We start from the raw sequence: 25,106 nt of genomic DNA on the forward strand, positions 1-25,106 counted from the left end.
ACACTCCGTGCGGGCCGGGCTCTTTCGTCGACCAACCGGGAAGGACTCCGGCTTCGCTACCGGACCGAGGGGACGTGTTGCAGGAGCCGCACGTCCGCGTAACCGTCCTCGACGTCGATGCTTGGCTCGTCGAAGACCCGCACCTGGTGGTCACCGGCGTCCCAGGGTGTCCACCCCGGCTGGCCATCCCGGATGAAGGCCACCGCCGCTCCGTGCACGTCCGCAGCCAAAGCCGCGGGCGGTTCGTCGCCGGCTATCGCGGCCACACGTTCGGCAGAGGTCACATCAAAGAAGAACGGGATGTCGAAGCAATGGCCGGCATCCCCGGTGACCGGTGACCGCCAAGCAAAGCGGTAAACCCACGTGGGTGCCGCCGAGCCGGCACGGGCCTCGGCAACGTTCAGGGTAGGCGTGCGGAAAATCCTGTCGGAAACATATTGGCCAGCCAAGACCTCGCTCGGAAGCCCCCGGTGGCTTGCCAAGTAGGCTTCGGCTATCTCCGGCGAGGCACCCAACCTTTCCAGCAGGGCCGCGTCCGGTTCCTTGGGCAACAACGGGCCGGCACCCGCCGTCGACATGTTGAACTCATGGTCAGTGCAGCCCACCAACAGAGCCTTGTCCGAACCGTTCCCCAGGCGCATGGCCTCAACCGTTGGCCCCGGAATCAGAACGCCGTCAACCACCGGTCCAAACACCAGGCCGTCCCGCATGAGGTCAGCGAGCGACCCGATGGGGTCTGCATGTTGGGGCGTCCCACCCATCCCCGCTACTTCAGCCTGCAGTTCAAGGACGCGTTCCTCGGAAAGTGCCGACAAGCCGGCGCGCGTCGCTTCGACTCCCCCCAACTGGGCCAGGCGGCGGCCGGCGGCCTCCGCCTGGCCCAGCGTCCTCTCGGTGGGGACTCCGGAGAGTGAAATGACCCTCTCGAACAGTGCCCGGGCACGAGACACCGTGAGTAAAGTCATCACTGCTCCCCCTCCAGCGGACTGACCCGCAATCGTCACGCGGGAGGGGTCCCCACCGAAAGCTTCAATGTTGTCGCGGACCCATTCAAGGGCGAGGATCCAGTCCAGAACGCCCCTGTTGTTGGGTGCGTCCGGAATCCAGCCGAATCCGTCGAATCCCAGGCGATAGGAGATGCTGACGGTCACCACACCGTCCCGGTTGAACGAAACACCGTCGTACCAGGGGCTCGCCGGCGAGCCGGCGATGAAGCCGCCACCATGGATCCAGACCAGCACAGGGAGGCCATCGTCCGGGTTCCTGGAAGGGCTTGGGGTGAAGACGTTCAGGTTGAGGATGGAGTCGCCGGGAATGGAGGGCTCCGGAGTGATGATCAGCTCCGAGTCCGGAAGTTTCCGCTGCGGCGTGGCTCCATAGTCGAGGGCATCCCTGACGCCCTCCCACGGCTGGTGCGGCACGGGCTCAGCGAAACGAAGGTCGCCAATGGGTGGTTCGGCATACGGTATTCCGAGGAAGGCTGCGGAGCCTTCCCGCCAGCGGCCACGTACGGCTCCTGCCGTCGTCGGGACTTCTGCGAACTCCTGGGAAAGTGACGGGGTCATGCGGTGGGGCTCCTATCGGACGCTTTTGATGGGGACAAGCACGACGGCGGCGATCGCCACCGCTGCCATGCCGAAAATGAAGAGGGCGGGGTATCCGCCAAAAGAACTGATCAGCACGCTGGCAACAACCGGACTCATTGCCTGCGGGATGTTGGTGGCGATGTTGAGAATTCCGAGATCCTTTGCGGCGGCGGTACCGCCACCGGGGAGGACTTCGGTCATCAGGGCCGTGTCGCAGGCCATGTAGAGTCCGAAGCCGAATCCGTTGACGACGCCCATGGCGATCATGCCGGTGATGTCCGGCATGATCACCGGCATCAACAGCCCCAGCACCATCAAGGCGGACGCTACGTAGACGAACACCTTGCGCTTGCCGATGCGGTCACTCCACCAGCCACCCAGCGAAACGGAGATCAGGGTGCTGCCGAGGCCGGCCAGGCTCAGCAGGCCAATGCTGGCGTTGGCTTCTGCGAGCGCCAGGCCGACGTAGTCCGTCAGGATGTACAGCTGGAAAGTGAAGACCACGAAGTAGCCAAGGGTGAAGAGGAAGCGGGCCGCGAAGGCCCACGCAAAGTCGGGGTGCTGCCGGGGGCTGATGACGAATCCTGCGAGGAACTGCTTCCACTGGAACGGGGGATGCGTCACGTTCCTGCTGGGGAAGTCGCGGTGCAGCAGGACAAACAGCAGCGCGGCCACCAGTACTGCAATGCCGAACACCGTATAGCCCAGGCCTACATTGCCGGCGAGGTTGCCTGCCAGGATCACACCGGCAGTGGAGCCGGCCATCGTGCCCACACCGACCATGGACGAGGCGATCCCCCGGCGTTCCCGGGGAAACCTGTCCGGGACAATCGCAGAGAACGGGCCCTGCAAAGCATTCAGCGACACCTGGATGATCACCCAAAAGCACACTATCCAGAAGATCGATTCGAGGCCGCCGAGTCCCATGAGGAACACCGCGCCAATCGCGGCTCCAATAAGCATCCAGGGCGCCCGCCTGCCGAGCCTGCTCCGTGTCCGGTCACTGAGCGCCCCCACAACGGGTTGGGCGAACAGCGTGAAGAAGAACGAGACCGTGGAAATGGTGGCGAAGTTGGCTACCTTGTTGGCCTCGTCGATGGCGGCCACCTGGTTTGGCAGAAGCACTGCGATGAGTCCGGAGTAGGTGGCGAACAGGACCATGGAGGTGATGGCCAGCGACGACAACAGGCCCCTGCCGGCCGGCCGGCTTGTTGCTGTTGCGGGCGAAGGTTCTTCGCTGATCTGAGCGAACGGGGAGAGCTGCGCGGAGCCGGTGACCTGCGCGGACCCGGTGACTTGCGCAGGCTCTGCAACCTGCGCAGACGGGGGCATGGAATTGATCTCAGGCAGGGGTGTGGACACGGCTCTCCTCATTGAGAAAGTTACGGCGGGATCATCGAAAACCGATGATCACTTGGGATTGAGTATGCGCCGCATCCATAAATAATTCAAGGGTTAAATTAAACGCACCTCGAGCGGCTCCCGGAGCAACCGTTTTCTCGATTCCCGGATCGCTCCGAGGAGCGTCGCGTCGTTCTCCAGTTGCCCGGCCCGGATAGTGGGCAGGTAGCTGTCCGGCGAAGGAGAGATCGGTGCGTGCTCGGCGAAGGAGCGGGCTATCCGGTCAGCCAGAACGGACCAGTATCCGCCCAGCACCACCGTCTGGGGGTCGAGGGTACGGCTGATGACGTGAAGGGCCCGGGCAACCCAGTCCGCCGCGGCGTCGAAAGCCTCGACTGCGCGCGCGTCGCCGCGTGCAATCCGTTCGGTCAGCTCCCCCAAGGCACTGCCCAGGCCCAAGGATTCCAGTTCTTCACCCAGCCCGGCAGATTTCAGGACAACGTCAGGTCCGGCGACCAGGACCAGGCAACCGCGTTGCCCGCAGACACAGCGTTCCCCTTGATGGTCCATGGGAAGGTGTCCGAAGCCGCCCGCCAGGCTATGGGCTCCCGTGAGGAGCCGGCCGTCGAGAATGACCGCCCCTCCGATTCCTGAATTGCTCTTCAGATAGACCATGTCCTTGACGCCGGGGAGCAGATCGAATTCAGCCATGGCCGCGAATCCGGCGTCCGAATGCAGGGAGAGGCTCTCCGGTAATCCAGGGACCCGCTTTCGAAGCCCGTCAAGGACATCCACTTCGCCCCAGCCCATGTCCGAATCGCCGAAGACCATAGGCGGATTACCAAGCACCGGCGCAAAGACCACCACCGTCACATCAACCACGCGGCGGCCCATTCCCCCGGCCGCTGCCACAGCACGCTCCAGCACTGCCGCCAAGACGTCCAACACAGGCTCCGGGTCCCCCATGGGCCGTCCGTGATGTTCCGAATGGCGGAACAAGACGTCTCCGGCCAAGGAGGCAAGCACTGCGGTGGCCTCATCGGCGTCCAGTTGAAGGGCCACCAGGGCTACGTCATCGGCGGCCAATTCCAGGAGTGTCTGCGGCCGGCCTTTTCCGCCCGCAGAGACCGGTTCAACTTCCCGGATAGTCCCGGCCTCCACCAGCAACCTGGTCAACGCTGTCACTGCGCCACGCGTCAACCCCGTGCCGTCGGCAATCTGGCTGCGGGAACTGGGACCGTGCTCCACGAGGTGTCCAGCCACCAGTTCGAGGTTATGTCGGCGCACGTCACCGCTGACGAGCGAACTGGCGGATTCAAGCCCCGGCGCCCCGGAGCCACGTACGTGGTTGACCATGACGCTAGCCTGTCACACGAACGGCAAGCTCCGCCCGGCACAACCGGCTGGCAGCAGATGCCGCCCTGAACGTTCAAAACGGCATCTGCTGCGACCTGCCTGGGTGGTCAGGCGATCAGCCGTGCCGCCCCGGTGTTGATGGAAGATGCGGGGTAGCCGTTGTTGACCACGATCTTCTCCAGGCTGCCGTCCTTCCGCAGCCCGTCAACATAAGCGTTCAGGGCTGCCAGTAGTCCTGCGTTGTCCTTGGTGACCGGGAGGCAGGTCTGGGGAGGTTCGAGGGAGGCCTTGATGGCACTGTCCGGCTCCATGACCTCGACCTTCAAGCCATTGCTGTTGTTGTGGGCCTCACCGAATCCATCAATCCCAACATCGATCCGGCCGGACTTCAGGTCCTGGAACAGGTCCACAGGGGCCTTGTAGAGCTGGAGGTCGCCACCCAGGTAGTTCTTGGCATCGTCCACCCAGACATTGCCATTGACCGTGCCGACCTTCTTGCCCTTCAGGTCAGAGGCCTTTGTCAGGCCATCCTTGGAAATCAGGACCATCTGGTCGGTGTAGATGGGGTCGGTCAGAGCCAGGATTTCCGCGCGTGCCGCCGAACGCCACCAACCACCGGTTGCGATGTCGGCGCGTCCGCCCTGGACCGTCGGAATGACGGCTGCAGCGGCAGCTGAAACCGTGGCGATGTCCAGGCACTCCTTCTTGGCGAAGCCCATGAGGATATCGCCGTCTACCCCGCCGAGTTCATTGCCCTTGAAAGTCACATACGGCGGCGCCTCATACACGGCCACCGTCAGGGTTCCCTTCTTCATGGTGTTGAACTGGGAGGCCGGCTTGCAGTCGGCTGCGGTCTTAGACCCTGCGGCTTCGGTGCTGCCGCCACAGCCGCTGAGAGCAGCGGCCAGCGTCACGGCGGCCACGGCCGACGCGATCATTCGTAGTTTCATGGTGGTTCCTTTGCCTAATCGGCGCGTCAACGGTGACGCGCCAAACGATGCTCAACGAAGTTGCTCAGGGAACTCGCGGGAATGGTAATCAAGGCGTACATCAGGCCCGCGAGGGTAAGGATGCTCAGGTAGCGGAAAGTGATGGAACCGATGGAGTAGGCCTGGCTCATCAATTCCGGCATGGCAATGGTGTAGGCCAGGGAGGTTGCCTGGAACACCATGATCGCGAATCCCATGAGCGGCGGGATGGCGATTCTGACTCCTTGTGGAATCACAACAAAACGCAGGATGTCGCGTCGGGCCATTCCCAGCGCATGCGCGGCTTCCACCTCGCCCCCGGGAACAGCCTGCAGGCCCCCGCGAAGGATCTCGCTGGTGTAAGCGGCCGTAGTGAATGCCAGCGCCAACGATGCAGCCACGAAGGACGTCAGCGTCATGCCGGCACTGGGAAGGCCGAAGTAGAACAACTGCAGCACCACCAGGGCGGGTGTTCCACGGCCTATTTCGATCACAGTGATGGTGATCATCCGTAGGACTTTGTTCCGGGAACCGGCACCCAGGGCCAGGAGCAATCCGGCGGGCAGGCCGATCAGCAAAGTGACGAGTGTGAGTTGGAGGCTGACGCCCAGCCCGCCAAGCAGGTCCGGGAAATAGTCCACCCAATCGTTGAAGAATGTCATCGCGCAACCCGCTTCCGGAGCCTGCTGTCCAGCTGTCGGGTGGCCCAGGCGCAGGGAATGGTCATGGCGACATACAGTCCGGCGGCGTAGAGGAACGGAACAATGGCGTCACCACTGACCGTGGACTCATGGCTGGCCCAGTAGATGGTGTCCTGCACCCCGATGACTGATGCCACGGAGGAGTCCTTCAACAAACCAATGGCGAAGGTGGCAGCCGCCGGGATCGAAACGCGAAGGACCTGCGGCCCGATAACGGTGGCCAATGTCGCGCCCCGGGAGAGTCCCAATGCGTCACTGGCTTCCCACTGGCCTTCATGGATGGCGGTCAGGCCGCCGCGGTAGATCTCCGCCATGTAGGCCGAAGCCACCAGCCCGAACCCGATGACGGCAGCGGCGAAGGAGCTCAGTTCGATCACGCCGGTTCCGATGCCGAAGTAGATGATGAACAACCACGCCAGCGGAGGGATGCCCCTCAGCAACTCGATGACGGCGCGGGAAATGAACCGGACCGCTGGTATCCGGGACCGGCGGGCAAGCGCCAAGGGAATTCCTCCGATTGCTCCCAGCAGGAATGATGAGAGGGTCAGCAGGAGGGTCATGGTGACGCCCTGCGAAACCACGGCCAAGGCCTCCACCTCAGCGCTCCAGGACGGCGCGGAGGAACTTCCGCGTTCGGTCCATGGTGGGGGCCGTGAAGACGACGGCGGGATCGCCTTCCTCGAGGATGGCGCCTTCGGCCATGACCACCACCCTGTCGGAGACATCCTTGGCGAACTGCATCTCGTGGGTGACCACCACCATGGTCATCCCTTCGGCAGCAAGCTCACGCATGACGGCAAGGACTTCGAGCCCCACCTCGGGGTCCAGTGCCGACGTGGGCTCGTCGAAGAGCATCACCCGGGGGTCCAGGGCCAATGCCCGTGCAATGGCGATCCGCTGCTGCTGTCCGCCCGAGCACCGGCTGGGATACTGCCGGGCTTTGTCCGCGAGCCCCACCCGCTCAAGCAGTGCCAGCGAGCGCGCGTCGGCGTCCTTGGTGTTGCGGCCGAGGACGCGTTCCTGTGGAAGCGAGATGTTCCGCAGCACGGTCATGTGCGGGAACAGGTTGAACGACTGGAACACCATGCCCACATTGCGGCGCAGGCGGACCAGGTCCTTGTGGCTGATCTGGTGTCCGGCGTCCACGTGGTTTCCTTCCACCGTGATCCGGCCGCTGTCCGGAACCTCCAGCAGGTTGATGCATCGCAGCAGCGTGCTCTTGCCGGCTCCGCTGGGTCCGATGATGGCGATCACCTCGCCCTCCCGCACGGACAATGACACGTCGTTGATCACCGTATGGTCCCCATACCGCTTGGTGACGGACTCAAGCGATATGGCGATCGGGTCCTGCCGGGTGGCTTCTTGCATGACTGACTCGTTCCTGACTTGTGTCATCGGCTCAAAGCCGGGCCGACAGGCGCCGGAGCCTCGCCGACGTCGAAACCCTTGCCAAGGGCGTTCAGCGCGAAGGAGGCAATATCGAGGATGGGCACACTGGTGTATTTGCGGATTTCCTGGCGGAATTCGGGCAGCAGGGTGCATTCAAGGACCAGCACGCCGATGTTCTCCAAGCGCCCTCCCGGCCCGAACTCCCGCTTCACTACGGACGCAACGCCTTCCTTGAGCATCTCCTGGTCCCAGCCATTGCCCAGTGCGTGGTCGTTGGTCAGCATGGTTGCCCAGCCCGGTTCGCTTTCCATGCCGGCAATGACAATCCGCGGGGACAACGCGTGGTCGGCCAGCAACTTGGCGGCCAGGGTTTCCGAGACAGTCAGCACACCGATGTCTTTGTTGCTGAGCACCGAGGCGATGGGCAGCAGGTCCAGGCCGCTGGTGATCACGTTGGCCGTCCGGCGCGTGTCCTTGCGGGCGTAGAAGAAGAAGCCGCAGTCGGTGATGACCAGCGGACAGTGGGCCAGCTTTTCGCTGGCGGCCCAAAAAGCGTCGATGGCTTCCGGCTCTCCGGCAACCAAGGGCTCAACCCGGGCTCCGCGCGCCACGGCGTAGGCCACGGGGAGGCCCTGCCAGCTGGTGGGATTCTCGAAGAAACCCACGGGGTTGTTGCTGATGCCTGGCGCATCCGGGGTGAGGCATTCGATGTAGTCCACGGGGTAGGAATCGAGGTCGCACAGGATGACGCCAAGTTGGGGCTTGATGTCAGGCATTGGGTGACTCCCCCGCAACCGGAACGTCGAGCGTTGCCTGGGTGCCGTCGTCGAACGCTTCCACGCGGGTGGCGGCACTGCCGACAATGGCGACGGCGTTGACCTCCACGCGGATGCCGGGCAGGTTCAGTTCCTCGCCGATGAGGATGCCCGTTGCCGTGGGGCCGGGGGCCGGGAAGTAGCTGAAACGGATGTCGTAGGTCCGCTGCCATTCTTCGTAGCTGAGCTCGCCGGCGTAGAAGGTGTTGAACTGGACGACGTCGCCCATGGTGCCGCCGAGGCTTTCGATGACCCGCTTCAGGGACTCCATGACGTTCTTGCACTGGGCAACGATGTCGCCGGGGTTGTTGACGTTTCCGTCCGCGTCGAGGTCTTCCTGGCCGCCCACGTAAATCATGTCGCCCACGCGGATGCCGTGGCTGTGGTTGATCTTGAAGTGGCCCGGCACCTGCCAGTGTCCGGGAACCTCTGCGAAGCGTCGTTCGAGGGTGGTCATTTTTTCGTTCTCCTTTGTGGTGATCGTCACTGATCACTTCAAGCATGGAACGAAAAACAGGGGTCGGGACGGCCCGCAGAACGACGTTTGCTGGCGCTGGCCCAAGAGATTCTTGGACTGCCGTCCAGGGCCCGACGGCGGTACGCGGCTCAGGCGGCTGCGGCACCCAGGAGGCTGTGGATTTCGTCCAGGACAGCCTTGACGATGGGCCGCCTGGCATCACTGCTGCGCGTCACTGTCAGGACGCGCCTTTGGATGTGCGGCTTGTCGAAAGCATGGATTCCCACGGGCGCCACAGTGCTGTCCACGGAGAGCGGAGGGAGCAGGGAGATGCCCCGGCCCCGGGAAATGGACTCCACCAGCAGCAGCAGATCGTCCACTACCCAGCGGATGTTGGGCTCGAAGCCCTCATTCCGGCAGGCGTAGCGGACTGCCTGGCCGCATGCTCCCGCGTCCGGGGTCAGCACCCAGGCCTCATTCCTGAGGTCCGACAACTTGAGCCTGGGCGGGACCTCGTAGTCCGGCGGCGTGACCAGCACCAGCGGCTCGCTGAGCACTTCCCTGGTGACCAGATAGTCCGGAAATGCCATGGGCACGTTGTCGTAGAGGTCGACAATCGCGATGTCCAGGGCGCCGTTCAGCAACTGCTCGATGCTGTCGACCGGTTCAACCACGTTGACGGTCAGTTCGACGTCGGGAACGGTCACCTCGAGTTTCTCGGCGACCGGCAGGAGCACTGTCCGGGCGAGGGAGGGAATGGAACCGATGCGGACCCTGCCCGAAAGATCGCCGCTGAGCTGGTCCATTTCGGCGCGGGTTGCTTCCAGAAGGCGAACCACGGCCCGGGCGTGCTCCACCAGGATTTCGCCGGCACCGGTCAGCCCGACGCCCCGCGATGAACGGTCGAGGAGCTGGACCCCGGTTTCCCGTTCGAGAATGCTGATCTGCTGCGAAACGGCCGAAGACGTAATGCCCAGGACACGTGCCGCACCGGCCAGGGACCCTTGCCGGGCCACCTCGTTGAGAAGGCGCAGCCGGGGCACGTCCGGAAGAGGTTTTTCGGTCATGAAACATTCTTGCACGATTAGCTATTCTTAAGGCAGATCTGGATGTATCTTAAGTTAAACCACGAGCCGCCGAGTGGACGACGACGTCCGCAGCAGGCCCCCATCCCCTGAAAGGACGCCACGTGGACATCATGGAGACGTACCCGTCCAAACTCACGCTTACCGGCATACTCGGCGCCCCCGAATCCGTTGCACGAAGCATCACCAACACCATCGAGGACCTTGGCACGGACCTTCGCGAGCTCAGCCACGGAATCCACGGCATCGCAGAGGTGGGCTTCGAAGAGCGCCTCTCGGTCGCTTTCGCCGCCGAATTCCTCAGGTATCGGGGCTATCCCGTACAGGTGGGCCGATACGGCCTCCGCACCTCACTTCGGGCCGAGGCGGGATCCGGATCCCCGAAAGTGGCTGTCCTGGCCGAATACGATGCCCTTCCCGGCGTTGGCCATGGCTGCGGACACAACGTCATCTGCGCTGCCGCTGTCGGAGCGTTCCTCGGAGTTGCCGCCCAGGTGGAAAAGCTCGGCGGCTCAGTGGTGCTCCTCGGCACGCCTGCCGAAGAAAACGGAAACGGCAAGGAACTCATGGCCCGGGCGGGCGCCTTCGACGACATTGACGCGGTGGTGATGCTGCACCCGTTCACCGGCGAGTACGAGGTCGCCTCGTTTGCCTCCCTGGCGGTCCGCGACGTGGAGGTCACCTTCCATGGCGTTGCGGCCCACGCTTCGTCGGCCCCGCACATGGGCCGCAATGCCCTCGATGCCGTCGTGGCCGCCTACCAAGGCATCGCAGCACTCAGGCAGCACATCCCCGCCACGGACCGCCTCCACTGCATCATCACGGAGGGCGGATCAGCGGTGAACGTCGTCCCCCACCTGGCGGGCGCCGTCGTCGAAATCCGCTCCCTGGACCCGGCAGGGCTTGTGGACATTTCGCAGAAAGTGCAGGACATCCTGGAGGGCGCAGCACAGATGACCGGCACGCGGCTGGAGACCACCTGGGACCCGTTCCCCGCCTACCTCCCCGTCCGCAGCAATGACGCCTTGGCCACGCGCTACCACGGGCACATGGCTGCGCGCGGCCGGGCCATCACCCTTGAGGCCGAACTGGTGGGCGGCGGCTGGTCCACCGACCTGGGAAACCTGAGCCTGCGGATCCCCTCGATCCATCCCACGGTGAGCATTTCCCGCGAAACTGCGGTCATGCACACGGTGGAGTTCGGCCAGCATTCCATCAGCCCCGCCGGTGATGCGGCCGTCGTGGACGGCGCAGTGGGGCTGGCGCTGACTGCGGCCGACTATCTGGCCGACGCGCGGCTCCGGGAGCAGGTCCGCCTGGACTTCGAAGCGGCCGGCGGCGCCGTGGACGTGGAGCGGCTGCTCACGCCGCCTGCAGGGAAGTAGCACGGCCATGCTGAATCCCGTCCATTTGCGCACCCTCACCGTGGTGCTCAGAACAGGGTCCTTTGCTGACGCCGCGCGCGAGATCGGCTACACCGGATCAGCCGTTTCGCAGCAGGTGGCGGCCTTGGAACGCGCAGTGCAGGCACCCTTGGTGGAGCGTGACGCCCAAAGCATCCGCCCCACCGAGGCGGCAAAGTTCCTGGCAGCCCGGGCACATGACATCATCAACGCCCTGGGCAACCTGGAAGACGACATGAAGGGTTTCAGCAAGGGCGACTACGACCTCATGCGACTGGGCAGCTTCAGCACGGCCAGCCAACGGCTTCTCCCTGACGGCCTGGCCTCTTACCTGCGCAGGCATCCCAATTCCAGCGTTGACCTGGAAGAGGGCGGCCCCGCCGAGCTCGCGAGCATGGTCCGGGACTCCACGCTCGATGTCGCCGTGGTGTTCCATTACGACCTCGTCCCCCAGCAATGGCCGTCGAACGTGGCGGCAACACCACTCCTTGCGGAGGAACTGCTGCTTCTGCTCCCTGAGTCCCATCGCCTGGCCGGCACGGAGAACATCACCCTGCAGGACCTTGCGCAGGAACTTTGGGTCTCGACAAAAGAGGACTCATCCGGCGACGCCTGCCTCAGGCACCTGTGCGCAAGCGGCGGATTCACACCCCGCATTCCGGTGCGCAGCAACAACTACGACGCCCTCCGCGGCATGGTCCGCTCCGGGCTGGGCATAGCGCTGGTCCCGGCCATGGACCACGTACCCACGGACCGGATCGTGGCAACGGGCATCTCCGGCTGCACGGCCCGGCGCCACATCTCAGCACTCAGGCAGAAGTCGCAGGCCGGCGTTTCCATCACGAGTTTCCTGCAGTGCCTGGGCCGTGCTGCGGACAAGCTGGCCGCGTCCCATAGCGGCATCGTCCGTCAGACGAAGCAGCCCGACGCGGTGGCGCCGATGGGCTACCTTGCCGGGCTCCGCGCGTCGTAATCCTGCCAGCTGAACCCTAGTTGGGCGAGCCGGCCGTACTCTGGCGCACTACGAGCTCAGGGGTGAACACGACGGCGCGATGCTTGGTTCCACCGTTTTCCTGCTCTTCGGCGAGGAGCTCGATCGCCGTCCGCCCCAGGGCTTCGGTGGGCTGTCGGATGGAGGACAAAGGAACGACAGCGGAAATGGCGAAATCGATGTCGTCGTACCCGATCAGGGCAATGTCATCCGGGATGCGGACGGTGCGGAGCATGGTCAACGACTGCATGACACCGAGGGCAAGGAGATCGTTGGAGCAGAAGACGGCCTCGGGCCTGTCAGCGGGATCGCGCTCCACCAGCGCGTTTCCCACTTGCCGGCCGGCCAGTACAGTTTGCCCCGCAGAGTCGAGTACCTCCATGGTCGCCTCCGGGACTTCCGCCACAGCACGCTGCGCGCCCTCAAGCCTGCTGGATACCTGGCGGATGGAGGGGCTTCCAACGAAGGCCAGACGACGGCGACCCAGGTCCAGCAAGTGCCGGGCCGCGAGATAGCCGCCTTCCTGGTCGTCCACGGAGACTGAGCTGCAGCGTTCCGTGTCGGCGAGCTGATCCACCAGGACCGTGGGGACTCCGCGCTCCCTGAGGGTATCGATCCGCGCTTCGACGTCCCCGACGGGTGACAGGAGCAGGCCCTGGACACGCTGCTCCTGGAAGAGATCCATGTAATGCGCTTCGCGGGTAGCGTCCTGGCCGCTGTCGCCCACCAGCACCACGCTGCCCAGGGTGGTTGCGGCATCTTCGGCAGCACGGGCCACGGAAGAGAAGAAGGGGTTTCCGACGTCGAGGACGATAAGCCCGATGGTCCGGCTTTGACCGGCGCGGAGTTGGCGGGCGGCGTCATTGCGCACGAAGCCAAGTTCGGCGATGGATTTGAGGACTCGTTCTTTGGTCTTTTGGGAAACCCTGTCCGGATAATTCAGCACATTGGAGACAGTTCCCACGGCAACTTGTGCGTGGTTGGCGACGTCCTTGATGCTCGCTGTTTGGGACATGCTTTCCGTTCTCGCTGGTCGAAAATCAAGGACGCTGGAAACGCCTTGACACCCCCTGCTTGCCGAGGGTAATTTGAATCGTAACAAATGAAACGATTCAAAGACGAGTAACCCGGAGAACCGCATGAGGGTATGTTTTCGCTCTTCCGTCCAAGCGGAACTGATGGACGAATACAAGCGCCGCCACGCCGCCGTCTGGCCTGAAATGTTGACGGCCCTGAAGGACGCAGGGTGGAACAACTACTCGCTGTTCCTGGCACCCGACGGTCAACTGATCGGTTACCTGGAATGCGAAGACTACGCGGCAGCACAGGCCCGCATGGCCCTCACGGACGTCAATAACCGCTGGCAAGCGGAAATGGCCACCCTGTTCGCGAACAGCAACCTCCCTCCGGACCAGGGTTTCGAAGTCATCGAAGAAGTTTTCAACCTTGAAGACCAACTGGCCGACGCCGGCAACGTCACAAACGGGGCCACGCCAGTACATACAGACACCACCATCGGACACCAGAAGGAACAATCATGAACACCACAGAATCGGCCCTGGGCCGCCTGGGAGAACTGGCCATTGAAGTGCCGTCCTGGGCCTACGGCAATTCCGGGACCCGGTTCAAGGTCTTCGGCACCCCGGGCACGCCGCGCACCGTGCAGGAAAAGATCGCCGACGCCGCGAAGGTCCACGAGCTCACCGGCCTGGCTCCCACCGTGGCGCTGCACATTCCGTGGGACAAGGTTGACGACTACGCTGCCCTGCGCGGGTACGCCGAGGGCCTCGGGGTGGGACTGGGCACCATCAACTCCAACACGTTCCAGGATGACGAATACAAGTTCGGCTCGCTGACCTCGTCCAACGAGTCCGTGCGCCGCCGGGCGATCGACCACCACCTGGAGTGCATCGAGATCATGCACGCCACGGGTTCGCGCGATCTGAAGATCTGGCTTGCCGATGGCACCAACTACCCGGGCCAGGACGATATCCGCGGCCGCCAGGACCGCCTGGCGGAGTCCCTCCAGGAAATCTACGCGGGCCTCGGTGACGAGCAGCGCCTGGTCCTTGAGTACAAGTTCTTCGAGCCGGCTTTCTATCACACCGATGTTCCGGACTGGGGTACCTCCTACGCTCAGACCCTGGCCCTTGGCGAGAAGGCCTTTGTCTGCCTGGACACCGGCCACCACGCCCCGGGCACCAACATCGAGTTCATCGTGATGCAGCTCCTTCGCCTGGGCAAGCTGGGTTCCTTCGACTTCAACTCCCGCTTCTACGCCGATGACGACCTGATTGTGGGCGCGGCGGATCCGTTCCAGCTGTTCCGCATCCTGCACGAGGTCATTCGTGGCGGCGGTTTCGGAAAAGAATCCGGCGTCGCCCTGATGCTGGACCAGTGCCACAACCTGGAAGAGAAGATCCCGGGCCAGATCCGCTCGGTGCTGAACGTCCAGGAAATGACGGCCCGCGCCCTGCTGGTCGACACCGCCGCTCTGTCCGAAGCACAGCGTGCCGGGGACGTCCTGGCCGCCAACGGCATCTTCAACGATGCCTTCTACACCGATGTCCGCCCGGTCCTGGCCGAGTGGCGCGAATCCCGCGGCCTGCCCGCCGACCCGATGGCCGCTTACAAGGCCAGCGGATACCAGAAGAAGATCAACGAGGACCGCGCAGGCGGCCAGCAAGCCGGATGGGGCGCCTAAGCATGACTACCAACACCACTGTTGAAGAACTGATCTCCCGTTCCAACCGCCTCGGTGCGGACAAGCGGAACACCAACTTCGCCGGCGGCAACACCTCCGCCAAGGGCACCGAGAAGGACCCCGTCACGGGTCAGGACGTAGAGCTTCTTTGGGTCAAGGGCTCCGGCGGCGACCTCGGCACCCTGAAAGCGGAGAACCTCGCAGTACTCCGGCTGGACCGGCTGCAGGCACTGAAGTCCGTTTACCCCGGCGTCGAGCGCGAAGACGAAATGGTGGCCGCCTTCGATTACTGCCTCCACGGCAAGGGCGGCGCCGCGCCGTCGATCGATACCGCCATGCACGGCCTGGTGGACGCCGCCCACGTTGACCACCTTCACCCGGACTCGGGCATCGCGATCGCAACCGCCGTTGACGGCGAAGCCCTGACTTCCAAGGTCTTTGGCGACAAGGTGGTGTGGGTGCCGTGGCGTCGTCCCGGTTTCCAGCTGGGCCTGGACATTGCCGCGATCAAGGAAGCCAACCCGCAGGCCATCGGCACCATCCTGGGCGGCCACGGCATCACCGCCTGGGGTGCCACCAGCGAAGAGGCCGAGGCCAACTCGTTGTGGATCATCGACCAGGCAGAGAACTACATCAAGGACAACGGCAAGGCCGAGCCCTTCGGTGCCCCGCTCCCCGGTTACGGCGCCCTCCCCGAAGCTGAGCGCAGGGCCAAGGCTGCGGCCCTCGCTCCGGTGATCCGCGGCCTGGCCTCCACTGACAAACCGCAGCTGGGGCACTTCAGCGATGACGCCGTCGTGCTTGATTTCCTTGCCTCGGAAGAGCACCCGCGCTTGGGCGCGCTGGGCACCTCCTGTCCGGACCACTTCCTCCGCACCAAGGTCAAGCCACTGGTGCTGGACCTGACGGCCGATGCCTCGATCGAAGACTCCGTGGCGCGCCTCAAGGAACTGCACGCCGCCTACCGCGAGGACTACCAGGCTTACTACGACCGGCACGCTGACGCTGATTCACCGGCGCTCCGTGGCGCGGACCCGGCGATCGTGTTGGTCCCGGGCGTGGGTATGTTCTCCTTCGGCAAGGACAAGCAGACCGCACGCGTCGCCGGCGAGTTCTACATCAACGCCATCAACGTGATGCGCGGCGCCGAGGCCATCTCCACCTACGCCCCGATCGAGGAATCCGAGAAATTCCGCATCGAGTACTGGGCCCTGGAGGAAGCCAAGCTCGCCAGGATGCCCAAGCCCAAGTCCCACGCCACCCGCATCGCGCTGGTGACCGGTGCGGCGTCGGGTATCGGCAAGGCGATCGCCACCCGTCTGGCGTCCGACGGCGCGTGCGTGGTGATTGCCGACCTGAACCTTGAAAACGCGCAAAAGGTCGCCGAGGAACTGGGCGGTCCGGACGTCGCCATCGGCGTCCAGGCCGACGTGACCGACGAAGCCCAGATCGCTGCTGCGATCCAGGAAGCCGTGCTCGCGTTCGGCGGCCTGGACCTGGTGGTCAACAACGCCGGCCTTTCCATTTCCAAGCCGCTGCTGGAAACCACCGAGAAGGACTGGGACCTCCAGCACAACGTCATGGCCAAGGGCTCGTTCCTGGTGTCCAAGGCCGCGGCAAAAGTCATGATCGACCAAGGCATGGGCGGGGACATCATCTACATCTCCTCCAAAAACTCCGTGTTCGCCGGCCCGAACAACATCGCGTACTCCGCCACCAAGGCAGACCAAGCCCACCAGGTCCGCCTGCTCGCCGCCGAACTGGGCGATCACGGTATCCGCGTCAACGGCATCAACCCCGACGGCGTGGTCCGCGGCTCCGGCATCTTCGCCGGCGGCTGGGGCGCAAAGCGAGCAGCCGTGTACGGCGTGGACGAGCAGGAACTGGGCAAGTACTACGCCCAACGCACGCTCCTCAAGCGCGAAGTCCTGCCCGAACACGTCGCCAACGCCGCGTCCGTGCTCACCAGCAACGAGCTCTCCCACACCACCGGCCTGCACATTCCCGTGGATGCCGGCGTGGCAGCAGCCTTCCTCCGCTAGGACCAACAGTGACCTCCGGAACCACCACGGACACCGCCCCGGCACACGCCGGGGCGGTGTCCTCACCGCAGACAGACCAGGTTTTCGCAGCCATCGACATCGGCGCTTCCTCCGGCCGCGTCATGCTGGGCCGCGTCTCCCCCGCCACAGGAGTCTCCCTTGAGACGATCCACCGCTTCCCCAACGGAGTCATAGAGCTCGACGGCGGCCTCCGCTGGGATTTCGACGCCCTCTTCGCTGAGGTGCTCAAAGGCCTGACGGCCGCCGCCGCGACTGCCCGGGGTAACAGCGAGCGCATCGTGAGCATCGGCATCGACACCTGGGCCGTTGACTACGGCTTGGTGAACGACGCCGGCGAACTGACCGCGCAGCCCTACAGCTACCGCGACGAACGCAGCCGGGCCGCCGTGGAGCGCGTCCATGCGGCCGTTTCCCCGGAAAACCTCTATGCCGCCACGGGATTGCAGTACTTGCAGTTCAACACCCTGTATCAACTGGCCGCGGAGCCGAACCTTGAAGGGCTGCAAGCTCTCCTGATCCCCGATCTGATTGCTTTCCTGCTGACGGGTGAGCGCCGGGCGGAAGCCACCAATGCCTCCACCACCGGGCTCTTCGACGCCGTCACCGGAGAGTGGGCCACGGAATTCCTGGACGCCCTCCGCCTGCCCCGTAACGTCTTCCCTCCGCTGATCCAACCCGGCGAAACGGTGGGAACGCTTCTGCCGGAGATCCTTGACCGGACGGGCCTTCCGGCGGACACGAAAGTGGTGGCCGTCGGTTCGCACGACACCGCATCCGCCGTCGCCGCAGTTCCCGCTGCGGACCAGGATTTCGCCTACATCTCCTCGGGCACGTGGTCCTTGGTAGGCGTCGAGCTCCCCCGGCCGGTCCTCAACGAAACCAGCCGGAAAGCCAACTTCACCAACGAACGCGGCGTGGACGGCACCATCCGGTATCTCCGCAACGTCGGTGGCCTGTGGCTGCTCAGCGAATGCCAAAGGGCGTGGGCCGCCGAGGGCCACACGCAAGCGCTCACCGCCTTGCTGGATTCCGCGGCGGCACTGCCTGCCGGTGGGCCCCGGATCAACGCCGACGACCCCCGCTTCACAGCACCGGACAACATGCCGGACCGGATCCGCGCAGCCGTGCGCAACACCGGTGCGGTACTCCCGGACCGGCCTGCCGCCGTCGTGCGTTGCATCATGGACAGCCTCGCTGCCGGTTACGCCCGCACGCTGGCCGACGCCGAACGGCTCACGGGGCGAAGCACCAGCGTGGTGCACATTGTGGGCGGCGGCTCGCAGAACCGGCTCCTGTGCCGGCTCACTGCTGACGCAACGGGCAAACAGGTGGTCGCGGGGCCGGTCGAAGCAACAGCGCTGGGCAATGTGCTGGTGCAGGCGAGGGCCGCAGGCTTGGTCAAGGGTGGCTTGGCTGAGCTGCGCGCACTCGTGGCCGCGGGAACGGAACTGCTGCGATACGAGCCGGCCGGCGCCTTGCAGTCCAGCCGGTCCTGACCCTCTTTGAACCGGATGCGGCCGGGGATCAACCAAGTGAGGTTGATCCGCGGCCATCCTGCATTTGAACAAGGTCAGGAAGCAACAGGCCCCGGTCTCGTGGTTGTGAATCTCCCGCTCTACGGCAGGCTCCGAGTCTGGTACGTCACAGCGCCGGGTGAGGGTCCCGCGCTAAACTGGTCCCACTATGATCCGCACAATGTTCAAGTCCAAGATCCACCGTGCAACGGTGACCCATGCCGACCTCCACTACGTCGGTTCGGTCACTGTCGACCTGGACCTGCTGGATGCGGCCGACATCCTTCCCGGCGAACTCGTGTCCATTGTTGACGTCACCAACGGCGCCCGGCTGGAGACTTACACCATCGCCGGCGAGCGCGGGTCCGGCGTGATCGGCATCAACGGCGCGGCCGCGCACATGGTCCACGTCGGCGATACCGTCATCCTCATCACCTATGCGGAAATGACTACGGAAGAGGCCCGGGCCTACGAACCCAGGGTGGTTCATGTCGGCAAGGACAACAAGATCCTGCAGCTTGGCAACGACCCCGCCGAGGGCCACACCCCCGGGCTCATGCGCCCGCCGCACGCGCTCAGCAACGCAGCGCACCTCAGCTAGGTTCCCACAGCAACGCCCGACGCCGGCGCTCACCCGGGTGCCGGCGTCGGGCGCGTTCAGGGTCCAAATATCGGGACGGTCGCCTGAAAACGCTTACTCACGCGGCTGTTCTGGCTAGGCTGTAGTTCGTGATCCAACAAATCCCCGCCGGCACGCCCTCATGATCGGCGTCCTGTCCGGGTTTTTCGTTGTCTGGGCCATCATCCTGGTGGGCATGTTCGTTGGCCGTCGCGGCATCCTCGGTGACAACGCCCGCTCCGTGTTAAGTTCCCTGACGTTCTTCGTGGCCAGTCCCGCGCTCCTCTTTGAGACCTTGAGCAAGGCGAAACTGCATGATGTTTTCGCCGCTCCGTTGCTGGTCACGGCCGTCGGGGCCGTCATCACCGGCCTGCTGTTCTTCCTGATCGTGAAGCTCTGGTTGAAGCGCAGCATGCCCGAAGCGCTCATGTCTTCCATGAGTGCGTCGCTGGCCAATTCAGCCAACCTGGGGATCCCCATCGCCGTGTTCGTCCTGGGCGATGCGAGCTATGTGGCTCCGCTGTTGATCTTCCAGTTGGCGTTTTTCACCCCCATGTACCTGATGGCCCTCGATGCCAGTACCAGTTCACATCGGACCACCCCCCTGCGCTTCGTCCTGATGATCGTGCGGAACCCCATGATCGTGGGCTCAGCATTGGGCCTTCTGGTGGCGGGCACCGGTTTCCAGGTGCCAACGCTTATTCTCGAGCCGATCCACCTCATTGGCGGGGCCGCGATTCCTGCGATGCTGATGGCGTTCGGGATGAGCCTGAACGGTTCCAGGCCCCTGCAGAAGTCCGCAGGACGCCGGCTCGACACCCTGTTGGCCAGCGGCTTCAAACTGGTCGTGCACCCGTTGGTGGCTTATCTTTTCGCCCGCTTCGCCCTCGGGATGGACGGCCATGCGCTGTTCGCGGTGGTGGTGACCGCGGCGCTGCCCACAGCCCAGAACGTGTTCGTGGCCGCCAACCGTTACCAGGCGGGAATTACCGTCGCCAAGGACACCGTGCTCATCACCACGATCGTGGCAGTGCCGGCGATGATCGCCGTCGCACTGCTGCTTACCTGACCCAACCAGCGTTACTCCACGTCGGCGCTGGCCAGGTAGTGGTCCAGGAGCTGCGCGCAGCGGATGAAGCCGAGGTGTGAGTAGGCCTGGGGATGGTTGCCGAGGTGCGTTTCCGTGCCCGGATCGTACTCCTCGGGCAGCAGCCCGGTGGGACCGAACAGGGCCACCAACTGGTTGAACAGTTCCAGCGCATCGTCCAGTCGCCCCACCGCGAGGTACGCCTCAATCAGCCAGGTGGTGCAAATGTGGAAGCCGCCCTCCAGACCCGGCAAACCGTCGTCGTACCTGTACCGGAAGACGGTAGGGCCGACGCGCAGCTCCCGCTCCACCGCAGTCACGGTATCCAGGAACCGCTGGTCCTGGACGTCCAGGAGGCCGGACAGTCCGACGTGGAGAACTGCGGCGTCGAGGTCCGGGCTGTCGTAGGCCACGGTGTAGGACCGCGCCGACGAATCCCAGCCCTCGCGAAGGACTTCTTCACGAATCGTCGCGGCCGTAGGTGCCCAGTCCGCGTGCGGCGTCCGGCCGTGCAGGGCAGCAGCACGCAGCGCCCGGTCCAGCGTGACCCAGCACATGACCTTGGTATAGACGTGGTGGCGAGGCGGGCGGCGCGCTTCCCAGATCCCGTGGTCGGGCTCATGCCAGCGGGCCAGCACCGCATGCGCCATTTGCTCCATCAGGAACCAGTGCTCGTCCGGCAGGAATCCGCGCCGCTCCGACAGATCATGGATCAGCTCGGCGATGGGGCCGAACACGTCCAGTTGCACCTGGTGGTCCGCTGCGTTCCCGATCCGTACAGGCCTGGACCCCGCGTACCCCGGCAGGCTCTCCACGATGGCCTCCGTAGACAACGGTGAGCCCGTCACCGAGTAAAGGGGGTGCAGCCATTCCGGGCCGGGGGCGTTGTCCAAGATGCGGCCCAGCCACCGCAGGAACCCGTCCGCTTCCTCCGTGGATCCCAAGGACACCAGCGAGTTCACGGTCATGGATCCGTCGCGCAGCCAGCAGTACCGGTAATCCCAGTTCCGGGTTCCGCCGATTCCTTCCGGCAGGGACGTGGTGGGCGCAGCCAGCACGGCACCGGTGGGCTCGTGGACCAGCGACTTGAGGACCAGCGCGGAGCGCCGCACCAGTGACGTTTTGATGGTGGGCAGCTGCAGCGCTTTTACCCACTCACGCGCAACCTGCCCGACGGCGGCACGACGGTGGGGCTCGCCGGCCGGGTCCGGGGGCGGCGGCTCGGTATCCCCACAGCGCATATTGAGGACCACAGGCCCGTCGCTGAGGGCGACTTCAGCTGTGGCAGTGGCGTAGCGGCCGTCGCTGGTGATGGAGAAGGCGACCCCGGGAGCGGACAGGATGATCGGATCCGAGGTACCAAGGATATGGACCTCGTCGCCGCGGATTTCCATGCTGAACGGTGCGTTGGCATAGTCGGGGCGCGGAGCGAAGACCACGCGGGCCGACCCCGTTCCGGACAACACCCGGACCAGGCTGGTGATCCCCTCCGGGGCGGGTTCCAGGTAGTCCGTCACGGTAACGTCTGCCCAACGGGTTTCCACGATCATGGTGTTGTCCACGTAGCGCTGGGCCAGCACCTGTGACGGTTTCGCCGGTTCGATACTAAAGTGGCCGGCGGGGTCGCCGCCGAGGATATGGGCGAACAGAGAGCCCGAATCGGGCAACGGGTGGCTCATCCAGCAGACCTTGGCATCCGGCGTAAGCAAGGCCGTGGAGCTTCCGTTGCCGATCATCGAGTGTCGTTCCAGGCCCACCGCGTCTTCGCCGAAGAGCCATGCCCGCCGCAGCTCGAACAGCAAGGCCAGCACGTGCGCAAAGGCTTCCGGATCCGGAAGGGTGTGTGCCGCCGTCGTGCTTCCAGGCCCCACATGCAAACCGAGGTCCGGCCCCCGCAAAGTGGCCAGCGCTTTTTCGTCGCTCTCGGCATCGCCCGCATACAGTGCCGCGCTGACGCCCAACCGGGCGCGGAGCTGCTCCAGGGCTTGGCCCTTCGCCGGCTCCTCCACCGTGAGGTCCAGCACCGTTCCGTCGATGATGAAGTAGAGGCCGAATTCGATCGCGATCTTCTGCGAGGCGTACACCGCCCGGTCCACAACCTCGGGCGTGGCCGGCCGGGTGTGGACAGCAACGCCTACGGGCTTTCGGACAACGCTGATGCCCTTCTCGAATCCCACGGCTTCGGTCAACGCTGTAGCTACCTGTTGGAGCAACTGCTCCGTGGCGAGGGAAAGCGTGTAGGCGTAGCCCATGTCGAACTCCACCCCGTGGGAACCCACCAAATGGACCTCGGCCGGAAGCCGGGACACTGCTGCCAGGTCCCGCAAAGACCTGCCGGAAATGATGGCTGCGTGGGTGTTCGGGAGGGCTGCGAGCGCACGGAGCGCCACCGCCGCGCTGTCCAAGGGCAGCGTCTCGGTGGATACTCCCTCCGCCGAGCAGAGCGTCCCGCCGTAGTTGCAGGCCACCAGGAGGCCGGGAACCCTGGCCAGGACCTTAAGCTCCGCGAACAGCTCAGGGGTGATGCCGTTATGCGCGTCGGATTGAAGGACCGTCCGGAGGAGGCCAAGCGGGAGCGATTTCATCAGCAGCGCGGAGTCGGCGACTGATTGATTCAAGTGCGTGGGCATGGCGGATCCTTCCGAAGCGGATAACTACAGTCTCCGCCCGGACGGTTTCGCTTGACTACCTAGTAGATTGCAAACGAGTAAAGCTTTTCCTTGGATTTATGCGGGTGTTTACGCCGGTACCAGGCCAGCTACCTCGGCAAGCAGCTCCACGGACCGCAAACGCTCCGCAGTGCCGATGCTCTGGTGGGCCACGATCAATTCGTCGGCGTCTGCGAACCGGGCGAACTCGTCCAGGTACTCGCGGACAACGTCCTTGGTGCCGACGGCCGAGAACTTCATCATCTGGGCGATGTGCTGGCCCTGCGGGGAGTCGAGGACCATATCCGCTTCGTCATCCGTGAACTCGCGTCCGCCACCGAAGAACAGGGAGACCCGTGCACGCTTCACTGCCAGGTTGATGGCTTGCGCCTCGGCATTGGTGTCCGCCGCCGTGACGTTCACTCCCGCGATCACGTACGGCTCGGACAACTGTTCCGAGGGCTTGAACTCACGCCGGTAAACAGCCACGGCGTCCTGCAGCGCGGCCGGGGCGAAGTGTGAAGCGAAGGCGTACGGCAAACCCAGCTGGGCGGCCAGCTGCGCGCCGAAGAGCGAGGAACCCAGAATGTACAGCGGCACGTTGGTGCCCTTGCCTGGCGTTGCTTCGACACCCTGGATGCGGGTGGGGCCCGTGAGGTAGCCCTGCAGTTCCAGGACGTCCTGCGGGAACCTGTCGGAAGATGTGTGGTCACGGCGCAGCGCACGCATGGTGTTCTGGTCGCTGCCGGGGGCACGTCCCAAACCGAGGTCGATGCGTCCCGGGTGGAGCGTCTCCAAGGTGCCGAACTGTTCGGCGATGGTCAACGGCGAGTGGTTGGGCAGCATCACACCGCCGGCGCCCAGGCGGATGGTGTTGGTGTGCGCGGCGACGTGGGCGATCAGCACGCTCGTGGCCGACGACGCGATGGCGGACATGTTGTGGTGCTCGGCGTACCAGACCCGACGGTAGCCAAGCTCTTCGGCCTTCTGCGCCATGGCGACACTGCCCGCAAGGCTCTCCGCCACCGTCTGGCCCTTCCCGATGGTTGCCAGGTCGAGGATGGAAAGAGGAACAGTCACGGTGAAGCCTTTCGGTACGTTTCGCGGCGCCCGCTTCTGCTTTCCGGGCACTCTAGCGACAACGACGGCGGCACCCGGCTTATTTCTGTGAGTTGCGTCGCGTGCTGTTCGGGCCCGGCCTTTGTGACCCTGTTCGACGCCTGATTAACTGCCGTGAACCCCTGTATCCCAGGGTTTCGGAGCGCTTTGACCACCCTCGCAGGCCTGCCGGATAGTTGCAGCCACGACTACGCATCAGAGCCCTTCGAGGAGAACCCATGGCACGTTTTACCGCCGCATCCGGCATCACCGCGGCGCTGGCCGCCACCGCACTGCTGGGGTTGACGGCATGCTCGGATCCAGGAGCCACGGCAGCCGCGTCAGCGCCGGCGTCGAACGCTTCATCCAGCGCAACCAAACAATTCAACCTGACCCCGCAGCAGGACCGCATCAAAGTGGCCGTGGATTCCGCTGCGGCAGCCTTGGTCCCCGACGCCATCAAAGCCGACGGCAAACTGACCGTGGTGACCACAGGCGGCACTCCCCCATTGAGCACGTTCGCCACTGACAACAAGACGCTGATCGGCAGCGAAGTGGATATCGCCTACGCTGTGGGCGAGACCCTGGGATTGCAGGTCGAGGTGCTGCCGGTTGCATGGGCCGACTGGCCGCTGGGTGTCGAATCCGGAAAGTACGAGGCCGTCCTCTCCAACGTCACGGTCACCGAGGCCCGTAAGGAAAAGTTCGACTTCGCCACCTACCGCAACGACCTCCTGGGCTTCTACGCCAAGGCCGACTCCGACATCTCAACAGTGAAGGAACCCAAGGACGTCGCTGGCAAGCGCATCATCGTCGGCTCGGGCACCAACCAGGAAGCAATCCTGGTGCGCTGGGACGAGGAGAACAAGAAGAACGGGCTGAAGCCGGTTGAGTTCCAGTATTACGACGACGACTCCGCCTCCCAGCTCGCCCTCCAGTCCGGACGTGCGGACCTGACGTTCGGACCCAACGCCTCCGCCGCATACAAGGCTGCCAAGGACGGCAAAACCAAGGAGGTGGGCACCCTTGAGGGAGGCTGGCCCCTGAAGGCCGAAATTGCTTTCACCACCCAGAAGGGCAACGGCTTGGCCGTCGCCGCGCAGGCTGCCCTCAATACCCTCATCAAGGACGGCAACTACGGCAAGATCCTGGACCGCTGGGGACTGTCCTCCGAGGCCATCCCGGCGTCCGAGCTGAACCCGGCAGGCCTGCCCAAGAAGTAGTACCCCACCCAAGCAGGGGACAGCACATGTCGCGATGACCGCTCGAAGGAGCGTTTGC

At 64.5% G+C, this 25,106-nt stretch carries 22 protein-coding genes; 9 read left to right on the forward strand and 13 right to left on the reverse strand.

The window, feature by feature from the left end:
• Positions 1-56: 56 nt before the first annotated feature.
• From HMI60_RS17925 to HMI60_RS17970, 10 genes are all read right to left on the reverse strand, one after another.
• On the reverse strand, positions 57-1,565 hold the full coding sequence (locus tag HMI60_RS17925; protein WP_193590134.1) for a carboxylesterase/lipase family protein: 1,509 nt from the start codon (positions 1,563-1,565) through the stop codon (positions 57-59).
• A 12-nt stretch (positions 1,566-1,577) separates the two neighbouring features.
• On the reverse strand, positions 1,578-2,948 hold the full coding sequence (locus HMI60_RS17930; RefSeq protein WP_193590135.1) for an MFS transporter: 1,371 nt from the start codon (positions 2,946-2,948) through the stop codon (positions 1,578-1,580).
• Positions 2,949-3,041: 93 nt separating this feature from the next.
• Positions 3,042-4,283 (reverse strand): ROK family protein, encoded by a 1,242-nt coding sequence (locus HMI60_RS17935; RefSeq protein ID WP_018778146.1) that lies wholly within the window; start codon positions 4,281-4,283, stop codon positions 3,042-3,044.
• 107 nt (positions 4,284-4,390) lie between these two features.
• Entirely contained in the window at positions 4,391-5,233 is an 843-nt protein-coding gene (locus tag HMI60_RS17940; RefSeq protein WP_193590136.1) for an ABC transporter substrate-binding protein, read from the reverse strand.
• Between the two features lie 26 nt (positions 5,234-5,259).
• Positions 5,260-5,913, reverse strand: coding sequence for an amino acid ABC transporter permease (locus tag HMI60_RS17945; RefSeq protein ID WP_039243131.1), 654 nt, complete (start codon positions 5,911-5,913; stop codon positions 5,260-5,262).
• Complete coding sequence (locus tag HMI60_RS17950) at positions 5,910-6,548, reverse strand: amino acid ABC transporter permease (protein ID WP_018778143.1); 639 nt, start codon at positions 6,546-6,548, stop codon at positions 5,910-5,912. Before HMI60_RS17950 ends, HMI60_RS17945 begins: the two co-directional genes overlap by 4 nt.
• A gap of 1 nt (position 6,549) precedes the next feature.
• Entirely contained in the window at positions 6,550-7,320 is a 771-nt protein-coding gene (locus tag HMI60_RS17955) for an amino acid ABC transporter ATP-binding protein (protein WP_018778142.1), read from the reverse strand.
• Positions 7,321-7,343: 23 nt separating this feature from the next.
• The gene (locus HMI60_RS17960) at positions 7,344-8,117 is read right to left on the reverse strand and encodes a hypothetical protein (RefSeq protein WP_079581865.1); all 774 of its coding nucleotides are present in this window, start codon (positions 8,115-8,117) and stop codon (positions 7,344-7,346) included.
• Complete coding sequence (locus HMI60_RS17965; RefSeq protein WP_144027654.1) at positions 8,110-8,613, reverse strand: RidA family protein; 504 nt, start codon at positions 8,611-8,613, stop codon at positions 8,110-8,112. Before HMI60_RS17965 ends, HMI60_RS17960 begins: the two co-directional genes overlap by 8 nt.
• Before the next feature lie 149 nt (positions 8,614-8,762).
• A complete protein-coding gene (locus HMI60_RS17970) occupies positions 8,763-9,680 on the reverse strand; it encodes a LysR family transcriptional regulator (RefSeq protein WP_039243135.1) in 918 nt (305 codons plus the stop codon).
• A 131-nt stretch (positions 9,681-9,811) separates the two neighbouring features.
• On the opposite strand from HMI60_RS17970, the gene HMI60_RS17975 reads away from it, so the two are divergent.
• Together HMI60_RS17975 and HMI60_RS17980 are read left to right on the forward strand one after the other, a co-directional pair.
• Positions 9,812-11,083 (forward strand): amidohydrolase, encoded by a 1,272-nt coding sequence (locus HMI60_RS17975; RefSeq protein WP_193591216.1) that lies wholly within the window; start codon positions 9,812-9,814, stop codon positions 11,081-11,083.
• Positions 11,084-11,090: 7 nt separating this feature from the next.
• Positions 11,091-12,074 carry a LysR family transcriptional regulator gene (locus HMI60_RS17980; protein ID WP_193590137.1) on the forward strand — a complete coding sequence of 328 codons (984 nt, stop codon included), beginning with the start codon at positions 11,091-11,093 and terminating at the stop codon, positions 12,072-12,074.
• A gap of 16 nt (positions 12,075-12,090) precedes the next feature.
• On the opposite strand, the gene HMI60_RS17985 is transcribed toward HMI60_RS17980, so the two are convergent.
• Positions 12,091-13,107 carry a LacI family DNA-binding transcriptional regulator gene (locus HMI60_RS17985; protein ID WP_193590138.1) on the reverse strand — a complete coding sequence of 339 codons (1,017 nt, stop codon included), beginning with the start codon at positions 13,105-13,107 and terminating at the stop codon, positions 12,091-12,093.
• Positions 13,108-13,231: 124 nt separating this feature from the next.
• On the opposite strand from HMI60_RS17985, the gene HMI60_RS17990 reads away from it, so the two are divergent.
• The 6 genes from HMI60_RS17990 (at position 13,232) to HMI60_RS18015 (ending at position 20,061) form a co-directional block, all read left to right on the forward strand.
• A complete protein-coding gene (locus tag HMI60_RS17990; RefSeq protein WP_064722458.1) occupies positions 13,232-13,633 on the forward strand; it encodes an L-rhamnose mutarotase in 402 nt (133 codons plus the stop codon).
• The gene (rhaI, locus tag HMI60_RS17995) at positions 13,630-14,796 is read left to right on the forward strand and encodes an L-rhamnose isomerase (RefSeq protein ID WP_193590139.1); all 1,167 of its coding nucleotides are present in this window, start codon (positions 13,630-13,632) and stop codon (positions 14,794-14,796) included. The genes HMI60_RS17990 and rhaI overlap by 4 nt, the downstream gene beginning before the upstream one ends.
• A 2-nt stretch (positions 14,797-14,798) precedes the next feature.
• Positions 14,799-16,838: a bifunctional aldolase/short-chain dehydrogenase gene (locus tag HMI60_RS18000; RefSeq protein ID WP_193590140.1), complete on the forward strand. Its 2,040-nt coding sequence runs from the start codon at positions 14,799-14,801 to the stop codon at positions 16,836-16,838.
• A gap of 8 nt (positions 16,839-16,846) precedes the next feature.
• Positions 16,847-18,355, forward strand: a complete 1,509-nt coding sequence (locus HMI60_RS18005; protein WP_193590141.1) for a rhamnulokinase family protein — start codon at positions 16,847-16,849, stop codon at positions 18,353-18,355.
• A gap of 187 nt (positions 18,356-18,542) precedes the next feature.
• Entirely contained in the window at positions 18,543-18,974 is a 432-nt protein-coding gene (gene panD, locus HMI60_RS18010) for an aspartate 1-decarboxylase (RefSeq protein WP_026267226.1), read from the forward strand.
• A gap of 160 nt (positions 18,975-19,134) precedes the next feature.
• Positions 19,135-20,061, forward strand: a complete 927-nt coding sequence (locus HMI60_RS18015) for an AEC family transporter (RefSeq protein WP_018778130.1) — start codon at positions 19,135-19,137, stop codon at positions 20,059-20,061.
• 11 nt (positions 20,062-20,072) lie between these two features.
• Here the strand turns inward: HMI60_RS18015 and HMI60_RS18020 are convergent, their stop codons facing one another.
• On the reverse strand, positions 20,073-22,709 hold the full coding sequence (locus tag HMI60_RS18020) for a trehalase-like domain-containing protein (protein WP_039243144.1): 2,637 nt from the start codon (positions 22,707-22,709) through the stop codon (positions 20,073-20,075).
• A 108-nt stretch (positions 22,710-22,817) separates the two neighbouring features.
• Positions 22,818-23,807, reverse strand: a complete 990-nt coding sequence (locus tag HMI60_RS18025) for an LLM class flavin-dependent oxidoreductase (RefSeq protein WP_026267225.1) — start codon at positions 23,805-23,807, stop codon at positions 22,818-22,820.
• A 257-nt stretch (positions 23,808-24,064) separates the two neighbouring features.
• Here HMI60_RS18025 and HMI60_RS18030 point away from each other — a divergent pair, with 257 nt between their 5' ends.
• Positions 24,065-25,048 carry an ABC transporter substrate-binding protein gene (locus tag HMI60_RS18030; RefSeq protein ID WP_018778127.1) on the forward strand — a complete coding sequence of 328 codons (984 nt, stop codon included), beginning with the start codon at positions 24,065-24,067 and terminating at the stop codon, positions 25,046-25,048.
• Positions 25,049-25,106: the final 58 nt, after the last annotated feature.

Source organism: Paenarthrobacter sp. YJN-D (genome assembly GCF_015040335.1).
Classification (GTDB): domain Bacteria; phylum Actinomycetota; class Actinomycetes; order Actinomycetales; family Micrococcaceae; genus Arthrobacter; species Arthrobacter nicotinovorans.

Coding starts and splice junctions, on each gene's coding strand:
- HMI60_RS17925 (WP_193590134.1), bottom strand. CDS start 1,565: ATGACCCCGTCACTTTCCCAGGAGTTCGCAGAAGTCCCGACGACGGCA.
- HMI60_RS17935 (WP_018778146.1), bottom strand. CDS start 4,283: ATGGTCAACCACGTACGTGGCTCCGGGGCGCCGGGGCTTGAATCCGCC.
- HMI60_RS17940 (WP_193590136.1), bottom strand. CDS start 5,233: ATGAAACTACGAATGATCGCGTCGGCCGTGGCCGCCGTGACGCTGGCC.
- HMI60_RS17945 (WP_039243131.1), bottom strand. CDS start 5,913: ATGACATTCTTCAACGATTGGGTGGACTATTTCCCGGACCTGCTTGGC.
- HMI60_RS17955 (WP_018778142.1), bottom strand. CDS start 7,320: ATGCAAGAAGCCACCCGGCAGGACCCGATCGCCATATCGCTTGAGTCC.
- HMI60_RS17960 (WP_079581865.1), bottom strand. CDS start 8,117: ATGCCTGACATCAAGCCCCAACTTGGCGTCATCCTGTGCGACCTCGAT.
- HMI60_RS17965 (WP_144027654.1), bottom strand. CDS start 8,613: ATGACCACCCTCGAACGACGCTTCGCAGAGGTTCCCGGACACTGGCAG.
- HMI60_RS17970 (WP_039243135.1), bottom strand. CDS start 9,680: ATGACCGAAAAACCTCTTCCGGACGTGCCCCGGCTGCGCCTTCTCAAC.
- HMI60_RS17975 (WP_193591216.1), top strand. CDS start 9,812: ATGGAGACGTACCCGTCCAAACTCACGCTTACCGGCATACTCGGCGCC.
- HMI60_RS17980 (WP_193590137.1), top strand. CDS start 11,091: ATGCTGAATCCCGTCCATTTGCGCACCCTCACCGTGGTGCTCAGAACA.
- HMI60_RS17985 (WP_193590138.1), bottom strand. CDS start 13,107: ATGTCCCAAACAGCGAGCATCAAGGACGTCGCCAACCACGCACAAGTT.
- HMI60_RS17990 (WP_064722458.1), top strand. CDS start 13,232: ATGAGGGTATGTTTTCGCTCTTCCGTCCAAGCGGAACTGATGGACGAA.
- rhaI (WP_193590139.1), top strand. CDS start 13,630: ATGAACACCACAGAATCGGCCCTGGGCCGCCTGGGAGAACTGGCCATT.
- HMI60_RS18000 (WP_193590140.1), top strand. CDS start 14,799: ATGACTACCAACACCACTGTTGAAGAACTGATCTCCCGTTCCAACCGC.
- panD (WP_026267226.1), top strand. CDS start 18,543: ATGATCCGCACAATGTTCAAGTCCAAGATCCACCGTGCAACGGTGACC.
- HMI60_RS18015 (WP_018778130.1), top strand. CDS start 19,135: ATGATCGGCGTCCTGTCCGGGTTTTTCGTTGTCTGGGCCATCATCCTG.
- HMI60_RS18020 (WP_039243144.1), bottom strand. CDS start 22,709: ATGCCCACGCACTTGAATCAATCAGTCGCCGACTCCGCGCTGCTGATG.
- HMI60_RS18030 (WP_018778127.1), top strand. CDS start 24,065: ATGGCACGTTTTACCGCCGCATCCGGCATCACCGCGGCGCTGGCCGCC.